The sequence below is a fragment of the Streptomyces sp. KPB2 genome, assembly GCF_003950055.1.
Taxonomy (GTDB): domain Bacteria; phylum Actinomycetota; class Actinomycetes; order Streptomycetales; family Streptomycetaceae; genus Streptomyces; species Streptomyces salinarius.
Map to the genome: position 1 here is coordinate 3,840,807 of NZ_CP034353.1, position 17,824 is coordinate 3,858,630.

Sequence of the window (17,824 nt, forward strand, 5' to 3'; positions counted from 1 at the left end):
GGCTCGTGCATCTCGCTCCCGGTCCCCACGAGCCAGGCTGTTGACCTACGCGTAGGGCCGGTAGACGAGGTTCTGGGCTCGTCGCGCGGTCTCGGGGATGCGTGGTCTGGCGGGATACGACTGCCCGGTGATGTGGCGGGCCGACGAGGCTGACCGCCGGCCGGTCCCTCCCGCGTGCGGCCGGCAGTCATCTGGCGGGGGGTCAGAGGGGCAGCGTGATCCAGATGGACTTGCCCTTGCCGTCGGCGTCGCCGCGTACGACGGCGGTTCCACCCAACCCGAGCGTGAGTTCCATGACGGTGGCCAGGCCACCCGCACCAGCGCCGGTGACCGCCCCGTAAAGAGGTGGCTGGTAGGGGTGACGGTCGTGCACGGCGAAGACCAGGCAGTCCTCGCCTGCCGCGTAGACGACCGTCGTCTGCGGGGAGCGCCCCGCAGCGTGCCGTACGGCGTTGGTGACCAGTTCGCTCAGAATCAGCAGGGCCGGTCCGACCGTGGGATGGCGCACACCGACACCCCACTCGGTCAAGGCCTGCTCGGCGGTCTCGCGGGCCGTGCGCACCGCAGACGGCGTCGTCGGCATGGTCAGGACATGGCGATGGGGCAGGGCTTCCAGCCCAGCACTCCGGGGCACGGACACGTCAGCTCCCCGCCGGGGCCAGGCGGAAGCCGGTCACGGTCTGCGGGCGGATGCGCACGATCGTGTCGTGCGGACCGTGCGACCAACCACTGAGGGTACGCCGGTAGTGGGCGGTCTCGTCAGGGTCGTTGATGACCTCTGTGGGGCCGTTGGCGGTGACGCTCCAGCCAGTGCCGCTGGCGGCGTGAACATCGTCCACGTGGTAGGTCGCGGTGGCGGGCACCGCGACGGCCTGGGCCGGGGTACGGATGATCAGTCGGCCCACCCCCCACACATGCCGGGCCGGACGGACCACGGTCAGCCCTCGCTGGACGTAGACCAGTCGGCCCAGACTGCTGCCTTTCAGCAGCCACAGGGCCTCAGGGCCGGACACCTCACTCATGCGCAACGGGACCGTACTCATCGTGCTGCTTCCTCGCTGACGGCGCCGACCACTTTCCGGGCCGGGGAAGCGACGGGCAGAATCCCCGCGCCCTCCAGATGGTCCCGGGCACCCTGGACGGCCTCGGGCGTTGTGGCGTACGCGCGGTCTTCGCAGCGAAGCAGATCCCACGCACCCACAGAGTCCAGGACTTGGCGATGCCCGGGCCGTATCCCGGAGGTCATGACGACGATGCCGCGCTGGTCCAGCTTCTCCACCACGTCTTTGAGGATCAGCGCGCCGGTGGCGTCCATCGTGCTCACCCGCGACATGCGCAGGATGACGACGCGTACGCCGGCGACTTCGCTCAGCTCATGGAGGAAACGGTGCGCGGCGGCGAAGAAGAGGGGGCCGTCGACACAGTAGGCGACGACGTGCTCGGCGAGCAGGTCGTGCTCGTCCGCACTGTGATCGCCCCGGTCCAGGGAGACCTGGTTCAGTCGGGCCTGCTTGGCCACCGCCCGCAGGGCGAGAGTGCCGGCGACCACGAGCCCGATGATGACGGCGTACACGAGGTCGAGGGCGAGCGTGGCGGCGGCGGTCAGGACGAGCGTGAGCGCGTCCGATCGTGTCGCCTTCGCCATGGCCTTGAGCGAGCCGACCTCCACCATGCGGATCGCGGTGGCGAGGAGCACACCGGCGAGCGCGGCGAGGGGGATCCTGGACACGAGCGGGGCGGCGGCGAAGACGACTACGGCGAGGACGGCGGCGTGGGTCAGCGAGGCGAGCCGGGAGCGGGCGCCGGTGCGGACATTGACCGCAGTGCGCGCGATGGCGCCGGTCGCCGGGACGCCGCCGAAGAGCGGAGCGGCAATATTGGCGAGTCCTTGGCCGAACAGTTCCCGGTCCGGATCATGCTTCTGTCCCACCGTCATGCCGTCGGCCACCGAGGCGGACAGCAGCGACTCCAGCGCGGCGAGCGCAGCCACAGCCACGGCGGGCGCGAGCAGCGAGCCGAGTGCGCTCACGTCGATAAAGGAGAGCGAGGGTGCGGAGAGGCCGGACGGCAGGTCGCCGATGGGCCGGGCCGCGTCCAGACCCGCCAGCTGGGCCACGAGCGTGGCGCCGATCACGGCGACGATGGAGAACGGGATGGTGGGCCGCCACCGGGCGCCGACCAGCATGACCAGGGCCACCGAGACGGCGAGACCGACAGCCGTCCAGTTCGGGGACTTCGCGAAGTCCTCTGCCGCCCGCCAGGTGACCACCAGCACACGGTCGCCCTCGGGTTTGTCCACGCCCAGCGCATTCGGCACCTGCTGGAGGCCGATCACGCAGGCGATGCCGAGCGTGAAGCCTTCGATCACCGGGGCGGGCACGTACCGCATGAACTTCCCTGCCCGCAGCACCGCGAGCGCGACCAGCATCACGCCCGCCACAAGGCCGACCGTCAGGACGCCCCCGGCTCCGTACTGGCCGACGATCGGCACGAGTACGACGGTCATGGCACCGGTCGGCCCTGACACCTGCAGATTCGAGCCGCCGAAGACCGCCGCGAGGGCTCCCGCGATCACAGCGGTGGTCAGGCCCGCCTCCGCGCCGAGCCCCGAGGACACACCGAAGCCCAGCGCGAGTGGCAGCGCCACGATGGCCACCGTCAGACCGGCAAGCAGATCACGCCGTGGATCACGGCGGGCGTCGGCCAGATCGGCACGGGCGGGCAGCAGGGAACCCACCGAGCGGACCGCCCGGTTCATCAAGGTGCTCACTGCGCGGCAACCTCGGCTTCCCGCAGCTCGGTCAGGAGCTCGTTGCGCCCGGCCAGCACCTGGGTGATGATCCGGCGCGCGGCCCGCATCAGGTCCGCGACGTCCCCTCCCGCCAGCTCGTAGACGACGGTGGAACCCTCGCGCTCGGAGCGCACGATGCCAGAGCGGCGCAGAACGGCCAGATGCTGTGACAGCGCCGACGGCTCCACCTCGATCGCGGCCAACAGCTGCCGCACCGGCATCGGCCCGTCCTGCAACAGCTCAAGCACCCGTATCCGTACGGGATGGCCGAGCATCCGGAAGAATTCGGACTTGGCCTGATACAGCGGGACGGACATGCCCGTACTCCTCGGCTTCCCTTCGGCGCTCCGCATCCCCGGCTGCTTCCGGGCACGGCCACCCCAGCATGTAGTCAATTGCTAAATTTAGCAATTACGAAAGATGGCAGCTACCGTGCGAGGAGTCCAAGAGATCGAGAGAGGCGCCTGCCCGGATGACCGAGAACCTTCCTCCCTGCCCCGAGTGCTCGTGCGAGTACACCTACGAGATGAACTCCCTCGTGGTGTGTCCCGAGTGCGCGCACGAGTGGGTTCCCGCCGAGACGGAGGCCAAGGACGAGGGCCACTCCGGGGAGCGCGTAGTCAAGGACGCCGTCGGTAACGTCCTCATGGACGGCGACGCGGTGGTGGTCGTCAAGGCCCTCAAGGTCAAGGGCAGTCCTTCGGGTATCAAGGCCGGCACCAAGGTGCGCGGCATCCGGCTCGTCGACGGCGTCGACGGCCACGACATCGACTGCAAGATCGACGGATTCGGCGCCATGCAACTCAAGTCCAGCGTGGTCAAGAAGGCGTGATCCCCGGCTGACGGCAAGGGGCATGCACCTGCGTCTTCCGCGCCCAGGAACACTCGGCACCGACGACGATGCATGGTCCCGCGTGGCCACCCACCCGACTTCCTGCTCCGGCCCGACCACATGGTTGCCGGCTAGGGGATGTCCTGAAGGCCGCGGCACAGGGCGAAGAGTGGCCGAAGCCACCCAGCACAAGACAAGTCCACTCGCGCAAACCTGCTGCGGCGACATCCAGCATGTCTGCGCCCACCGCGCCCGGAGTCCGGCCTCGTGGGAGAAATCTGGGAGAACATCTCCTCATCCCGCTCCCCGACAGTGAAACACCGGGTCAGGCCCGGTACTGAGAAATCGGTGCCGGGCCTGGGCTGTGTTTGGGGGGCCGTTCTGGGAGCGTTGGGGAACCGGCTTCAGGGCCGGAGCCCCCGACGCCCGGCCGGCCGCCCGTCACCGGACCGAGGCCGTGGCGGTCTCCTGTTCCAGGCGGGCCGCGAGGGTGAGGTAGCGGGCGCGCCGGGGCACCGGGACCATGCCCCGGATCCGGATGTGCCACATCTCCGCGAGGCGGCGGGGCTGGCGGCCGGACGGTTCGAGAGTGCCGCCCACGACACAGGTACCGACGACGGAGGAGACGAGGGTGTGGGCGATGGAGTCGACGTCGATGTCCGCATGCACATCCGACTGCTGCACCGCGTTCAGCAGCCGTGACGTGGCGATCTCCCGCCATTCGGTGAAGGGGTGCGGCAGGGGCGGCCGCACGGGTACCCCCGCGGTGGCGAGTCGCATTCCGGCCCGCAGCACCGGACCCTCCTCGTAGACCCGGGCCATGCCGAAGGTGAGGCGCATCAGCGCCTCCAGCGACGAGTAGCCCCGACCGTCCAGGTCCGTCGCCAGCCGGCGGAAGGTACGGGACTGCATCTCCATGATGGCGTGGGCGAGGTCTTCCTTCGCCGCGAAGTGGAAGTACAGGGCGCCCTTGGTGACGCCGGCGTGGGCGACGATCTCGCTCAGGCTCGTCGACTCGTATCCCTGGCGGTCGAACAGGTCGGCCGCCGCACCGACGATCGTCGCGCGGGTCCGCTCGGCGCGTAGCTGCCTCGCCATCGGCTGGATTCTCCCGGGCTGGGACTCAACAGACCGTGTGCCTGCTCATACTCCCCGCACACGATAGCTCACCGGCCAACTGCCCATCGGGGCAGGCCCAGTGCCCGCTCTCACCAAAGCGGGAAAACAGCATGCGCACGGCCGGTCCAGTGGTCAGAGTTGGCACATGGATGCCATCGAGGCCGCACGCGCCGTCGTAGAGGAACAGCACCCCGAAGCACGTACCGCGTTCCTGGGCGGCAGCGTCGCGACGGGTCGCGGCACGGCGACGTCGGACCTCGACGTCGTGGTGCTGCTCCACGGCGCACCGGCCCCTTACCGCGAGAGCCTCCAGTACGCCGACTGGCCGGTGGAGATGTTCGTGCACACCGAAGCGACGTGGCGTGCGTACATCGAACGGGAACTGCCCACGCGCCGCTCGCCGTTGCTGTGGATGTGTGCCGACGGGCTGCTGCTCTTCGACACCGACGGGCTCGGAGCGCGCCTCGCCGCACACGCCCGCGCTCTGGTCGCCGCAGGACCTCCCCCAGTGCCGGCGGACGAGATCGACGACTGCCGCTACGCGATCACCGACCTCCTCGACGACCTCGCGGGAAGCACCGACCCGAGCGAGCGTCTCTTCATCGCGACCGAGCTGGTCCGTCGGACCGGAGAGCTGGCGCTGGCGGTTGCCGGATCGTGGGGCGGCGGCGGGAAGTGGCTGGCTCGCCGCCTGGAGACGACCGCGCCGGAACTCAACGCCCGCTTCCATCACGGCCTGAGGGAGGTGCTGGACGGAAGGGCGGAGCCCCTCGTGACCGTCGTCGACGAGGTGCTCGCGCGGGCCGGCGGCCGGTTGTGGGTCGGCTACAAGCGTGCTGGAACCCCCTGAACGGTCCCCCTCCGGACGGAACGGGCCGCCGGTGAATTGCGGATGCCCGTGGTCCGGCGCCTCTGACATGATCAGGACGGATGGGGCGGGTTACGGGCCTCAACACGACTGTTCTGCGGGGGGATTCGCATGTTCCGGGTGAAGGACGGCTGTCGTCTCTTGCTGGTGGCCGGGCTCGCTCTGGGCCTGACCACGGCGTGCGGCGGCTCGGGCGACGGAGACGGACCGAGCTGGGCCACACCTCCCGCCGGGGGTGCAGAGGGAGGCGGCGACAAGCACTCCCCCGGCCGCGTCAAGGCTTACGACCCGCCCCTGAAGTTCCAGGACGACGGCGGGGCCCAGTACGTCGCGGGCGGCACCGGGGAGGGCAAGTGGTCCGTCAGGCTGAAGGGCACCACGGTGTACGCCGCCTCCGACGACGAGGTCCGGGCCATGAACGTGCTCGACGGCGAGGAGCTGTGGAGCGTGAAGCCGAAGGGCCGCCCCGCCGAGGACACCGACTACGGCACGGAAGCCGTGGGCGGGCCGGAACTCGTCGAACTCGATGGGCGGACGGCGGTCCTCGCCGCGTTCTCTATCACCAGGCCCGGCACAGGCACGACGCCGGACCGTCAGCTGATCGAACTCACCGCAGTCGCCGCCGACTCCGGCAAGCGGCTGTGGACCACGGAGCTCGAACGCCCGGAGGGCGAGGAGGAAGGGGAGCCCTATGTGGCCGGGGTCGACGACTCCGCCGTCGTCTTCTCCTTCGGGGGCAACGGCAGCGCGGTGACCATGGGCGTGTCCCTCGACACCCGCAAGACGTCCTGGACGGAGGAGGGCTTCTACGCGGACTTCGTCGACGGGAGCGTGGTCGTCGGACGTGGGGGCGCCGACAGTGTGCTCGGCGGAGGCGTGTCCGTCGAAGGACGGAACATCGCGGACGGCTCCGAGATGTGGACGTACAAGGAACGCCTGAACAGTGCCGAGCTCTCGCCCGCCGGTGACGGTCTGTTCACGGCCGTCGTCGACGCGCCCTTCGAGCGGGACACCGACATCGCCACTCTGCTCACGACGGACACCGGCAAGGAGCCCCCGAAGCTCCGGGCGGCCAAGCCGTTCGGGGACCCGACGGACCTGACGTGCTGGAACGCTGAAGACACCGCCCTTCTGTGCGCCGTCGCCGAGAAGTTCGACAAGAGACTGGTGGCAGTCGATCCCGGCACCTGGACGGAACTGTGGTCCGTCGCGGACGACGACGAAAGCCGCCTCATGCCCAGCGTCTCCACGGTCTTCCACGGAGCCGTCTACGGCACGACCGAGAACGGCTCGGTGATTCTCGACGCGCGTACGGGCAAGGACAGGTCCGCGGACAGTGGGGGCACTCCCTTCCTGGTGAACGAGTACGTCGGCCTGTTCGGCGGGTCCATCGGCGAGATCGAAGCGCGCCGCGCGGTGGGCTGAGGGCCGAGGGCTGAGGGCTGAGGGCCGAGCGGAGGCCTTCCGCGCCCGGGAACCGGGACACTGCCGGAGCTGCCGGAGCTGCCGGAGCTGCCGCGGCTAGGATCCGGGGCATGAGGCGGCGGACGGTTGCGGGGCAACAGGCTGAAGCGCAGCAGAAGTTCACCGGTATGCGGCCGATGGAACCGCCCCCGGCCGGCTCGGACGCCCTCGGAGTGACCACCCACTACCTGAGTCACTTCCGCAAGGAATACACGCGCACCCGCGAGCTGATGAAGAAGAAGGCCCGGCGGTCCACCGTGGGGATCGCCGCCCTGAACGGACTCATCGCCGTGCTCGGCGTGGCGGTCGCGGCCTGGCGGGACTACGCGGCCTGGCTCGGGTTGGCGAGCACGGCCGTGGCCGGCGTCGTCGGTGTCATCTCGGCGTGGAGCGGCCTCATGCGGCACCACGAACTGTGGCAGCAGCGCAGCCTGATACTCGCCGAACTCCAGCGCATCATAAGGAATGTCGAGCGCCGGGAGGCCTCGGGCGACGACCGGCAGCTCATCGCGCAGGAAGCGATGGAACTGCTCGACGCGACGCTGAGCCAGGACGCCAGCAACTGGGGCAGCCTGAGCCGGACACCGCTGGCCGCATCCGTCCCGTACCAGCCCCACCAGGCGCCCGGCGAGCGCGCACCGGAGTGACGCCGGCCGCCTCCGGTGAGCCGGGGCGTCAGCCGCCGGGGCCCGGGGAGGCCGTCGGCAGTTGCACGGTGACGCGGAGGCCGCCGTCGCGGCGGGGGGCGACGGTGAGGATGCCGTCGTGGGCCTCGGTGATGGTGGCGACGATGGCCAGGCCCAGGCCGGTGCCCGCGTGGTCGGTGTGGACGCGTTCGGTACCGCGCTGGAAGGGTTCGGTGAGGGTCGCGGCCTGCTGGGGGCTGATCCGTTCGCCGGTGTTCTCGACGGTGAGCTGCGCGGTGCGCGGGCCGGTGGTGGTGCGGACCCGGACCATGCCGTGTTCCGGGAGGTTGTGGACGATCGCGTTGTGGACGAGGTTCGTGGTCAGTTGCAGCAGGAGCGTGGGCGACCCGGGGGTGAGGGTCACGTCGCCTCCGGTCTCCAGAGTGATGCCGTGCTTCTCGGCGAGGGGCAGGAGGGTTTCGGTGGCCTCTTCCGCCAGCAGGGACAGGTCGACGGGTTCCCGGGTGAAGGAGCGCTGTCCGGCCCGGCTGAGCAGGAGCAGGGCCTCGGTGAGGTCGATCGCCCGGGTGTTCACGGTGTGGAGGCGGTCGATGATCTCGCCGGTGTCCTGGTCCGGGTCGGTGCGGGCCACGTCGAGCAGGGCCTTCGAGACGGCGAGCGGGGTGCGCAGCTCGTGCGAGGCGTTGGCCGCGAAGCGCTGCTGTTCGGCGACGCGCGCTTCGAGGCGGGCGAGCATCGTGTCGAAGGCGTCGGCGAGTTCCCGGAACTCGTCTCTGCGGCCCGGCATCCGGATCCGGTGGGACAGCGAGCCGGCCTCGGCCGTGCGGGTGGCCTGGGTGATGCGGTCCAGGGGGGCGAGCATGCGGCCGGCGAGGATCCATCCGCCCAGGAGGCCGAAGAACAGGAGGAAGACCATGACCGCGGCTGCCGTCGGGGCGAAATCGCGGAGGAAGATCGTGCCCGGAGTCGCTCGCACCGCCCCCCGTTCGTTGGTGAGCAACCAGCCCTGCTGCACGAGGAACACGCCCACGGCGACGAGCAGCAGCGCGCCCGCGAGCATGAGGAACCCGGCGTAGCTGAGGGTGAGTTTGAGACGGACGCTCGGGCCGGGCCGCCTACTCACGGTCACCGCCGCCGCGCTCCGGGACGGGTCCCGTGTCGATGCGGTAGCCGACGCCGGGCACGGTGGCGATGATCCAGGGCTCGCCGAGACGCTTGCGCAGGGCCGACACGGTGATGCGGACGGCGTTGGTGAACGGGTCGGCGTTCTCGTCCCACGCGCGTTCCAGGAGTTCCTCGGCGCTGACGACACCGCCCTCGGCGGCGACCAGCACGTCGAGCACCGCGAACTGCTTCCTGGTCAGCGCGACGTAGCGGCCGTCCCGGTAGACCTCCCGGCGGAACGGGTCGAGGCGCAGACCGGCGATCTCCCGCACCGGCGGCCTGCTGTGGGCGCGCCTGCGGTCCAGGGCCCTGAGCCTGAGCGCGAGTTCCCGCAGGTCGAACGGCTTGGTGAGGTAGTCGTCGGCGCCGAGTCCGAAGCCGGAGGCCTTGTCGTCGAGGCGGTCGGCCGCCGTGAGCATGAGGATCGGCAGGCCGCTGCCCGAGGCGACGATGTGTGCGGCGACCTCGTCTCCGGACGGACCGGGGATGTCGCGGTCGAGGACGGCGATGTCGTAGGTGTTGACGTCGAGGAGGCGCAGCGCGGTGTCGCCGTCTCCGGCGATGTCGGCCGCGATCGCTTCCAGGCGCAGGCCGTCGCGGATCGCTTCCGCCAGGTAGGGCTCGTCCTCGACGATCAGCACACGCATGCCGTCGAGGTTACGAGCCGGCACGTATCGTCGGCGTATCCAAAACCGCATACGCCCTCGCAACGGCGCGTTTCCTTCACTGGCGACATGTCTCAGACGTCATCACCGTCAGCCCCGCCCCCTGCCCCGGCCCCTGCCCCTGCCCCTGCCCCTGCCCCCACCGCAGCTCCGGCCCCGGCGCCGCGCCGGCTTTCGCGGGAGGTGTTCCGCCGCGCCGTCGAGCCGGGGGTCTGGAAACGCGCCCCGGTGCTCACCGGGTCGGCGCTGCTGCTGGGCCTGGTCATGCTGCTGCACGCGTACGTCCCGAACCGGTTCGGGACCGTCGGCAGCCTGGTCGAGACGTTCCTGCCGTGGTTCGGGCTGTTCGTCCCGGTGCTGGCGGCGGGGGCGCTGTGGCGCCGCTCCCCCGCCGCGGTGATCGCGCTGGTGCTGCCGGTCGCCGTGTGGCTGAGCCTCTTCGGCGGGCTGCTCGCCGACAAGTCCCACCCGGGCGGCGACCTCACCCTGGCCACCCACAACGTCGGCGCCGACAACCCGGACCCGGCCGGCACCGCCCGCGGGCTGGCCACCTCCGGGGCGGACGTGCTGGCCCTGGAGGAGATCACCGACCAGGACCGGGACGTGTACGTGGAGGAGCTGGCGGCGGCGTACCCGTACCACGCGGTGGTGGGCACCGTCGGGGTGTGGAGCAGGCTGCCGTTGTCGGACACGCGGCCGGTCGACATCGCGACCGACGTCGGGCCGCTGGCGGCGACCAAACCGGCCGACGTGCGGACGGCCGCCAACCGGGCGCTGCGCACCACGGTGGCCACGGACCGGGGCCCGCTGACGGTGTACGTGGTCCACCTGGGCTCCGTACGGCTGAACCCCCGGTCGGGTTTCTGGACCGACTCGCGCGACCGGAACATTCGAGCGCTCGGCGATGTGCTCGCCGCCGACCGGAGTGAGCGGGTGGTGCTGCTCGGCGACCTGAACGGCAGCCTGGACGACCGCGCCTTCGACAGCGTCACCTCACAGGTGCGCTCGGTCCAGGAAGCGGCCGGCGACGGCTTCGGGTTCAGCTGGCCGGCGCGGTTTCCGGTGGCGCGGATCGACCACATCCTGGTGCGGGGCGTGGAGCCGGCCAGTTCGTGGGTGCTGCCCGCCACCGGCAGCGACCACCTGCCGGTGGCGGCGCGTATCGGCTGGTGAGCGTCGCCGGGCGGGCCACGCGACAGGCCGCCCCCGGGCCGAGCGGGGTCTCAGGGCCTCGCGACCTCGAAGGTGCGGCCGGGTGCCGCGTACTCCACCGGACCGGTGTAGTGCGTCGCCGCGCGGTGCACCGCTTCCGACGGGTCGAGGAACGGGCCGAGGTGGGTGACGACCAGGCGGTGCGCGGCGGCGGTGGCCGCGGTCCTGCCCGCGTCCTCCGGGGTGTGGTGCACGGCCTCGGCGCCGGCCGGTGACGGCTGTGCGAGGTCGGCCTCGCACAGCAGCGTCGCGCAGCCGTCGGCGAGCGCGGTGAGGGCGTCGCAGGGTGCGCTGTCCCCGGAGTAGGCGAGACGGGCGCCGTCCTCGGTCTCGACGCGGAGCCCGAAGGCGGGCATCCCGTGCGACACGGCCCGGCTCGTGAGCGTGAGGCCGCCGAGGTGGGCCCGATGGCGGTCGTGCAGTTCGACGATCCGGAAGGCGTCCTCGACGGGGCTGCGCCGCGGGCCGTTGGTGAGGAAGCCGGCGAGCCGGTCCGCGATGCCCGGCGGCGCCAGCAGCGGGACGGGGGCGGCGAGTTCGACGTCCGCGTACAGCAGGCCGTAGTACGCCGTCAGCAGGTCGGCGCAGTGGTCCGCGTGCAGGTGGGAGATCCAGATGCCGTCGAGCCGGCCTAGGCCCACGTGCTCGCGCAGGGCGCCGAGCGTGCCGCTCCCGGCGTCCATCCACAGACGGGTGCCGCCGCCCTCGACCAGGTACCCGGAGCAGGGGTTCCCCGCCCGGGGGTACGGGCTCGCGCTGCCGAGGACCGTGAGGCGCAGAACGTCCGTCATGATCACGGAGTTTATGGCGGACGGCACGGAGCGACGGGGCGGAGGGTGGGACGCACGGGCCGGGCTCTAAGGTGTCCCGGGTTGCCGGAAGGACTGGCCTGGGCAGACAGGGAGGCGGCCGTGGGTGCTGCGCGTACGAGCAGGACGCCGTTGCCGGGGATAGGCGTGCGCTACGACCTGGTCACCCGCGAGCGGCGTCGGCTGTCGGTGGTGGCGGAGAAGGACGGCGCGCGGACGCTGAGCGCGTACCGCAGGAACGGTCCGGAGGACGACCCCGCGCTGTCCGTGCGGCTCGACGCGCAGGAGGCGGCCCTGGTCGTCGACGCGCTCAGGCCCGCCCATCACAGTCCGAGCCTGCTGTCGACGACCGAGCTGGGGCTGGTCGCGGAGCGCGTCGGGCTGTCGCAGTCCTCGCACTGGAACGGGCGCTTGCTGGGCGACACCCGTACCCGTACCGAGACCGGCGTGTCGATCGTCGCGGTGCTGCGGCGGACCGAGGCGCTGCCGTCGCCGGGTCCGGACTTCCGGCTGGCCGGCGGTGACACGCTGATCGTGATCGGTACGCGCGAGGGCGTCGACGCGGCCGCGGAGATCCTCGGGCGGGAGTGAGCCCCGGGGATCGGGAGAGGGTGCGGGCCGCCGGCCTTACGCGTGGGCGTGCGTCGACTCCGTGGTGGTCTCGGGTGCGGTCGCGGTCCCGGCCGCCTTGCCGGGGCCGCGGGTGAGGCGGCGGGCGAGGGGCTCGGTGAAGCGGGCCGTGAGCGGGCCGAGGACGACGAGGATGAGCACGTACGCCGTCGCCAGCGGGCCGATGCGCGGCTCGACGCCCACCGCGAGTCCGGCGATGACGATCGAGAACTCGCCCCGCGCGACCAGCGTGCCGCCCGCCCGCCAGCGGCCCGCGCCCCGCAGTCCGGCGCGGTGCGCGGCGTACCAGCCGGTGGCGACCTTGGTGAGGGCGGTGACGACGGCGAGGATCAGGGCCGGGACGAGGACGGGCGGGATGTCGGCCGGGTCGGTGGACAGGCCGAAGAAGACGAAGAAGACGGCGGCGAACAGGTCGCGCAGCGGGGTGAGCAGGTTGCTGGCGCCCTCGGCGACCTCGCCGGACAGGGCGATGCCGACGAGGAACGCGCCGACGGCGGCGGACACTTGGAGCTCCTGGGCGAGGCCGGCCACGACGAGGGTGAGGCCGAGGACCACCAGCAGGAGCGTTTCCGCGCTGTCGGAGGAGACCGCGCGGCTGATCAGCCGCCCGTGGCGCAGCGCGAGGTAGAGGACGGCGCCGACCGTGCCCAGGGAGATCAGCAGGGTGACGGTGCCGCCGGCCAGACTGACACCGGCGAGCAGCGCGGTGAGGATCGGCAGGTAGACGGCCATCGCGAGGTCCTCGATGACGAGGACGCCGAGGATGACGGGGGTCTCACGGTTGCCGAGCCGGCCCAGGTCGCCGAGGACCTTGGCGATCACCCCGGAGGAGGAGATCCAGGTGACCCCCGCGAGCGCGACGGCGGCCACCGGGCCCCAGCCGAGGATCAGTGCCGCCACGGCACCGGGTACGGCGTTCAGTACGAAGTCGACGGCGCCGGAGGGGTATTGGGTCTTGAGGTTGGTGACCAGTTCGGAGGCGCTGTACTCCAGGCCGAGCAGGAGCAGCAGCAGGATGACGCCGATCTCCGCGCCCGTGGCGGTGAACTCCTCGCTGGCCTGCAGGGGCAGGATGCCGCCGTGGCCGAAGGCGAGGCCGGCCAGCAGGTAGAGGGGGATGGGCGAGAAGCCCACGCGGCCGGCGATGCGGCCGAGGAGTCCGAGAGCGAGGATGATCGCTCCGAGTTCGATGAGCACGGCGGTCGTGTTGTGCACGGGCGGCTGTCCTCCGGGGGTTGGGCGGCGGGGCGCGGGTGCGGGGGTGTTGGTGCGGGGGGGTGTTGGTGCGGGGGGGGTGTTGGTGCGGGGGGGTGTTGGTGCGGGGGGGGGTGTTGGTGCGGCGGGATGTGCGCTGCCCGGCGTTGCGGGGTGCCGCTGCGCCCACCCGTGCCGCCCCAGCGGCACGACTGCCCGCAGCTGGGCGGGATGCGGACTGCCCGCAGCTTGGCGGGGTGCGGACTGCCCGCGGCTGGGCGGGAGGCTGTTGCGGCGGGAGACGCGTCAGGATTCGGGGACGCTGTCTCGGGCCGTGTTGTCGATGCGGGCGGTGCGGACGGCGCCCGGGGGACCGGCGGGAATGACGGCCGGGGTCGCTCGGTGCAGCTGGTGCATCTGGCGTACCCCCGTCTTCTCGAACTGCCGCACGGTCACGGCTCGGTAAAGAAGTTTACCGCATCACTTATCACGCATTGTGATGCTTTCCGGGGTGAACCGGGAGCAACGGCTCCGACTCCGGAGTGCCGGACTCGCCCAGCCAGCGGGCCAGTTTGCCCCGGCGGCCGACGGCGCGCAGTCGGCGTTCGGCGGCCTCGCGGACCTGGGGCGTGGTGATGAGCAGCAGTTCGTCACCGGCGCGCAGCACGGTCTCGCGGTCGGGTACGAGGGTGCTGCCGTCGCGGACGACCAGGGACACCACCGTCGGGTGGGGCAGCCGCAGTTCGGAGACGGTGACGCCGTGCAGCCGCGAGCCCGGCGGGACGGACACGGTGAGCAGGTCGGCGTCGAGCAGGTCGAGCGGCGCGCTCTCGACCTGGATCTCGCGCAGCGCGTCCGGACGGGTCACCCGCGTCCACCGGGCGACGGCGGGCAGCGTGGGCCCCTGGATCAGGGTGAACAGGACGACGAGCACGAACACGATGTTCAGGGCGTCGCGCGCACCGGTCACCCCGGCCACCACCGGGAAGGTGGTGAGCACGATGGGGACCGCGCCGCGCAGACCGGCCCAGGAGATGAAGACCTGCTCGCGCCAGGGCACGCGGAACGGCAGCAGACAGAGCAGGACCGACACGGGGCGGGCGATCAGGAGCAGCACCAGGCCGACGACCAGGGCCGGGAGGATCGCCGACGGCAGCTCGCTGGGGTCGACGAGCAGGCCGAGCATGACGAACAGGCCGATCTGGGCCAGCCAGCCGACGCCCTCGGAGAAGGAGCGGGTGGCCGCGCGGTGCGGCAGCTTGGCGTTGCCGAGGACGAGGCCGGAGAGGTAGGCGGCGATGATGCCGCTGGCGCCCAGGGCTCCGGCGGCGGCGAAGGCGATGACGCCGAAGCCGACCGTGGCCAGCGGGTACAGGCCGGTCGCGGGCAGGGCGATGTGCCGCAGCGCCGCGACGCCCAGACGGCCGATCACCACGCCCAGGACGCCGCCGACCACGAGCTGGAAGAGCAGGTTGCCCACGACGGGCAGCGGTCCCGGCAGGTCGGCGGTGGTGGAGAAGAGCAGCACCAGGATGATGGTCGGCGCGTCGTTGAAGCCGGACTCGGCCTCCACCAGCACGCTCACCTTGCGCGGCAGCGGCAGGGCGCGCAGTACGGAGAAGACGGCGGCGGCGTCGGTGGAGGAGACGATCGCGCCGATCAGCAGGGCGAGGCGCCAGTCGATGCCCAGCAGCCAGTGCGCGCCCGCCGCGGTCACCACGACGGAGATCGCCACGCCCGCCGTGGCCAGTACGCCGGCGGGGGCGAGCAGGCGCCTTACGTCGCTCCACCGCGTGGTCAGGCCGCCCTCGACCAGGATGAGCGCGAGGGCGGCGGCGCCCAGTGCCTGCGCGAGCTGGGCGTCGTCGAACCGCAGGCCGAGGCCGTCCTCTCCGGCGACGAGGCCGACGCACAGGAACAGCAGCAGGCTGGGCAGGCCGATGCGGTGGGCGGCGCGGGCGGCGGCGATGCTGGCCAGCAGCACCGTGCCGCCGATCAGCAGCATCACGTACAGCTCGGAGAGGGTCATCGGGCGGGCTCCGGGTCGTACCCGCACGCGCCCCGGGGCGCCGTCGCTTCCCTCGCGCGGCCCCCTCCCGGGTCAGGACCCGGACGGCGGGCACCGGGTCGGGCGTTCGCGTCGGTGCGGGTCGAAGAGCTCACCGGCGACGCCGGCGAAGACCAGCCCGGCGGCGATGAGGAGCCCGTGGGCCAGGAAGACGCCGGTGGCCAGCGCGCCGAGCGCGACGGCGAGCAGCAGCCAGGCCCGGCGGTACCGGTACTCGCGCGGGCGGCAGGGGCGGCCGTCGGCGAAGGCGCGGGCGAAGCGGGGATCCTCGCGGTGCAGCCGGGTCTCGATCTCGGTGAGCCTGCGGTCGTCGGGTACGGGCATGAGGTCCTCCTCCCGCCGCGGGACCCCGGGTGGGCGACGCGGTCAGTGGGGCGGGCCATGTGCTCTCCTCGCGGGGCGGGTCGTCCCGAGCACACCGGGACGGAGCCGCCGGGTGGGGCCGGGTAAGGGGAGTGGCCTCCACAGTCGCCCGTACGAAGGCCTTCGGGCCATCCGGGGTGGCACCCAAATACCGGGGCGTGCGACCTGTAGGGCGCGAGTCACCCCGGCGCCTCACCCCGTCACCGCACCCCGTCGACCCGCCGCGCGGGAGGTGAGTGGCTCCGGGTCATGTTCCGGCGCAACCTGGGAGAAGATCTGCGTGTCCTGCGCGCTCGCGGGGGCCGACCCGGAAGGACCCAGCTCGTGATCATTTTCGGCACCAAGGGATACCTCTACCAGCTCGCGATACTGACGCTGGTGTGCGGCCGGTGCGGCAACCCCTCCGCGCACGCACTCCGCAAGCGGGTCACGAAGTTCACGCTGTTCTTCGTGCCGCTGTTCCCCGTCTCCACGAAGTACGCGACGCAGTGCACGTTCTGCGGCGCCGAGCAGCAGGTGACCCGCGAACAGGCGGAGCGGTTCCAGGCGCAGGAGGCCGGGCGAGGCTAGCGGCTGCCCCCTGCCTTCCGCGTTGCCGGTTTCCGGCAGTGTTGACTACCCTCACGTTGCCGGACACCGCGCACGGGGCGTGAACGGCAGGGGAGGCGCGGGGTGAGGGACCTGCAGACGGACCAGCGGGTGGACGAGCGGGCGGGCCGGCAGGAGACGTACCTGACCGGGTATGCGGAGATCCTGGCGGGGGTCGCCGACACGGGGCGCCGGCTGACCCGCGACGAGCTGGAGGAGCGGCGGCTCTTCGGTGAGCAGGCCGCGGAGGCGGGACACAGTCTGCGCAGCCTCGTACGGCTGCATCTGGACGCCACGCGCACGTCCTGGCCCGGCGGCGGTTCGGCGGGGGCGGGCTCCGATGTCACCGGCAGCGTGCTCGCCGCCGTCGCGCAGGCCGTGGACGCCTTCGCCGAGGGGTACGAACGCGCTCAGCGGCTCGCCGTGCGCCAGGAGGAGGCCGCGCGGCGGGAGTTCATCGACGACCTGCTCTACGGGCGCAGCGATCTGGGCCGCCTCTCCGAACGGGCCGAGCGGTTCGGGCTCGTCCTCTCCCGCGCCCACGCCGTCGCGGTGGCCGAGGGCCCCGAGGCGTACGACGACACCGCCCCGGTCACCCGGGTCGTGGAGACCGCGCTCATCTCCCGCTTCGGCGACCGGCGCGTCCTGATCACCACCAAGAACGGGCAGTTGATCTGCATCGCCCCCGGCGACCAGGACGACGTCCTGTCCTTCTTCGCCAAGCAGGCCTACGCCGCCACGGACGGCAACCGGGTGGCCATCGGACGCCCCCAGAGCGGCGCGGGCGGCGTGGTGCACAGCTACGAGGAGGCGCTCAGCACCCTCGAACTCGCCGAGCGGCTGGGGCTGGACGAGCCCGTGGTGCGCGCCGCCGACATGCTGGTCTACCCGGTCCTCGCCCGGGACCGGCAGGCGATGGCCGACCTGGTGCTGAGCGTCCTCGGTCCGCTGCGCGACGCCCGCGGCGGAGCGGAGCCGCTGCTGCGGACCCTGGAGGTGTACTTCGACGCCGGCTGCACCGCGGCCGAGGCCGCCCGGCGGCTCGCGCTCAGCGTGCGGGCGCTCACCTACCGGCTGGACCGCATCCACCAGCTGACCGGGGCGGACGCCTCCGACCCGGTGCACCGCTACACACTGCAGACCGCGGTCATCGGCGCCCGGCTGCTGGGGTGGCCCGCGCAGGAGATCTAGGCCGCGCCCGCCGACAATCCGCCGAAGTCCAGCGACAGGGCGGGCGGCACGTCCCCCGTGACACTCCCCCGTGTCCCCCGTGTCCCCGTGCCCACTCGGTCCGGGAACCGGACCGTGCGTGCCGTCCCCCGTCCCGCCCGTCGCTGAGCTTCGGTGAGACGCATCGTCACACGTGGCGCGAGAGCAGGTCACTGCCGAGTTCCGGCAATCTTCGCGCGT

General features: G+C 72.0%; 20 protein-coding genes. 8 read left to right on the forward strand and 12 right to left on the reverse strand.

What is annotated here, in order from left to right; translation table 11 throughout:
* Window positions 1-202 precede the first annotated feature (202 nt).
* From D1J63_RS16995 to D1J63_RS17010, 4 genes are read right to left on the reverse strand one after another with little or no spacing between them, the layout of a single operon-like run.
* Window positions 203-583 (reverse strand): ATP-binding protein, encoded by a 381-nt coding sequence (locus tag D1J63_RS16995; RefSeq protein ID WP_125635538.1) that lies wholly within the window; start codon window positions 581-583, stop codon window positions 203-205.
* Between the two features lie 58 nt (window positions 584-641).
* Window positions 642-1,043 carry a pyridoxamine 5'-phosphate oxidase family protein gene (locus tag D1J63_RS17000; RefSeq protein ID WP_125629669.1) on the reverse strand — a complete coding sequence of 134 codons (402 nt, stop codon included), beginning with the start codon at window positions 1,041-1,043 and terminating at the stop codon, window positions 642-644.
* Window positions 1,040-2,758 carry a SulP family inorganic anion transporter gene (locus D1J63_RS17005; protein WP_197925340.1) on the reverse strand — a complete coding sequence of 573 codons (1,719 nt, stop codon included), beginning with the start codon at window positions 2,756-2,758 and terminating at the stop codon, window positions 1,040-1,042. Before D1J63_RS17005 ends, D1J63_RS17000 begins: the two co-directional genes overlap by 4 nt.
* Before the next feature lie 8 nt (window positions 2,759-2,766).
* A complete protein-coding gene (locus D1J63_RS17010) occupies window positions 2,767-3,108 on the reverse strand; it encodes a metalloregulator ArsR/SmtB family transcription factor (RefSeq protein WP_125629673.1) in 342 nt (113 codons plus the stop codon).
* Between the two features lie 155 nt (window positions 3,109-3,263).
* Here D1J63_RS17010 and D1J63_RS17015 point away from each other — a divergent pair, with 155 nt between their 5' ends.
* Window positions 3,264-3,623, forward strand: a complete 360-nt coding sequence (locus D1J63_RS17015; protein ID WP_125629675.1) for a zinc ribbon domain-containing protein YjdM — start codon at window positions 3,264-3,266, stop codon at window positions 3,621-3,623.
* 441 nt (window positions 3,624-4,064) lie between these two features.
* On the opposite strand, the gene D1J63_RS17020 is transcribed toward D1J63_RS17015, so the two are convergent.
* Complete coding sequence (locus tag D1J63_RS17020; RefSeq protein WP_125629677.1) at window positions 4,065-4,721, reverse strand: ScbR family autoregulator-binding transcription factor; 657 nt, start codon at window positions 4,719-4,721, stop codon at window positions 4,065-4,067.
* 166 nt (window positions 4,722-4,887) lie between these two features.
* Between D1J63_RS17020 and D1J63_RS17025 the strand changes: the two genes are divergently transcribed.
* The 3 genes from D1J63_RS17025 (at window position 4,888) to D1J63_RS17035 (ending at window position 7,721) form a co-directional block, all read left to right on the forward strand.
* Window positions 4,888-5,592: a nucleotidyltransferase domain-containing protein gene (locus tag D1J63_RS17025; RefSeq protein ID WP_125629679.1), complete on the forward strand. Its 705-nt coding sequence runs from the start codon at window positions 4,888-4,890 to the stop codon at window positions 5,590-5,592.
* Window positions 5,593-5,721: 129 nt separating this feature from the next.
* Window positions 5,722-7,035, forward strand: a complete 1,314-nt coding sequence (locus D1J63_RS17030; RefSeq protein ID WP_125629681.1) for a PQQ-binding-like beta-propeller repeat protein — start codon at window positions 5,722-5,724, stop codon at window positions 7,033-7,035.
* Window positions 7,036-7,145: 110 nt separating this feature from the next.
* The gene (locus D1J63_RS17035; RefSeq protein WP_125629683.1) at window positions 7,146-7,721 is read left to right on the forward strand and encodes an SLATT domain-containing protein; all 576 of its coding nucleotides are present in this window, start codon (window positions 7,146-7,148) and stop codon (window positions 7,719-7,721) included.
* A gap of 28 nt (window positions 7,722-7,749) precedes the next feature.
* Here D1J63_RS17035 and D1J63_RS17040 read toward each other — a convergent pair whose 3' ends face one another.
* Window positions 7,750-8,844 (reverse strand): HAMP domain-containing sensor histidine kinase, encoded by a 1,095-nt coding sequence (locus D1J63_RS17040; RefSeq protein WP_125635540.1) that lies wholly within the window; start codon window positions 8,842-8,844, stop codon window positions 7,750-7,752.
* A complete protein-coding gene (locus D1J63_RS17045; RefSeq protein WP_102930107.1) occupies window positions 8,837-9,532 on the reverse strand; it encodes a response regulator transcription factor in 696 nt (231 codons plus the stop codon). Before D1J63_RS17045 ends, D1J63_RS17040 begins: the two co-directional genes overlap by 8 nt.
* A 282-nt stretch (window positions 9,533-9,814) precedes the next feature.
* Between D1J63_RS17045 and D1J63_RS17050 the strand changes: the two genes are divergently transcribed.
* Entirely contained in the window at window positions 9,815-10,723 is a 909-nt protein-coding gene (locus D1J63_RS17050; protein ID WP_241235697.1) for an endonuclease/exonuclease/phosphatase family protein, read from the forward strand.
* 50 nt (window positions 10,724-10,773) lie between these two features.
* Here the strand turns inward: D1J63_RS17050 and D1J63_RS17055 are convergent, their stop codons facing one another.
* Window positions 10,774-11,553: an MBL fold metallo-hydrolase gene (locus D1J63_RS17055; RefSeq protein ID WP_125629687.1), complete on the reverse strand. Its 780-nt coding sequence runs from the start codon at window positions 11,551-11,553 to the stop codon at window positions 10,774-10,776.
* A gap of 120 nt (window positions 11,554-11,673) precedes the next feature.
* Between D1J63_RS17055 and D1J63_RS17060 the strand changes: the two genes are divergently transcribed.
* Entirely contained in the window at window positions 11,674-12,162 is a 489-nt protein-coding gene (locus tag D1J63_RS17060; RefSeq protein ID WP_102932828.1) for a TrkA C-terminal domain-containing protein, read from the forward strand.
* Window positions 12,163-12,198: 36 nt separating this feature from the next.
* On the opposite strand, the gene D1J63_RS17065 is transcribed toward D1J63_RS17060, so the two are convergent.
* The 4 genes from D1J63_RS17065 to D1J63_RS17075 form a co-directional block, all read right to left on the reverse strand.
* Complete coding sequence (locus D1J63_RS17065) at window positions 12,199-13,416, reverse strand: cation:proton antiporter (protein WP_125629689.1); 1,218 nt, start codon at window positions 13,414-13,416, stop codon at window positions 12,199-12,201.
* A 285-nt stretch (window positions 13,417-13,701) separates the two neighbouring features.
* A complete protein-coding gene (locus D1J63_RS36735; protein WP_164712863.1) occupies window positions 13,702-13,851 on the reverse strand; it encodes a hypothetical protein in 150 nt (49 codons plus the stop codon).
* A gap of 31 nt (window positions 13,852-13,882) precedes the next feature.
* Entirely contained in the window at window positions 13,883-15,424 is a 1,542-nt protein-coding gene (locus tag D1J63_RS17070) for a potassium/proton antiporter (protein WP_125629691.1), read from the reverse strand.
* A 72-nt stretch (window positions 15,425-15,496) separates the two neighbouring features.
* The gene (locus D1J63_RS17075; RefSeq protein ID WP_102932831.1) at window positions 15,497-15,787 is read right to left on the reverse strand and encodes a DUF3040 domain-containing protein; all 291 of its coding nucleotides are present in this window, start codon (window positions 15,785-15,787) and stop codon (window positions 15,497-15,499) included.
* A gap of 363 nt (window positions 15,788-16,150) precedes the next feature.
* Here D1J63_RS17075 and D1J63_RS17080 point away from each other — a divergent pair, with 363 nt between their 5' ends.
* Window positions 16,151-16,396: a zinc-ribbon domain-containing protein gene (locus D1J63_RS17080; protein ID WP_102932832.1), complete on the forward strand. Its 246-nt coding sequence runs from the start codon at window positions 16,151-16,153 to the stop codon at window positions 16,394-16,396.
* A 102-nt stretch (window positions 16,397-16,498) separates the two neighbouring features.
* Window positions 16,499-17,605 (forward strand): helix-turn-helix domain-containing protein, encoded by a 1,107-nt coding sequence (locus tag D1J63_RS17085; protein WP_241235574.1) that lies wholly within the window; start codon window positions 16,499-16,501, stop codon window positions 17,603-17,605.
* The last annotated feature ends 219 nt before the right edge of the window (window positions 17,606-17,824 follow it).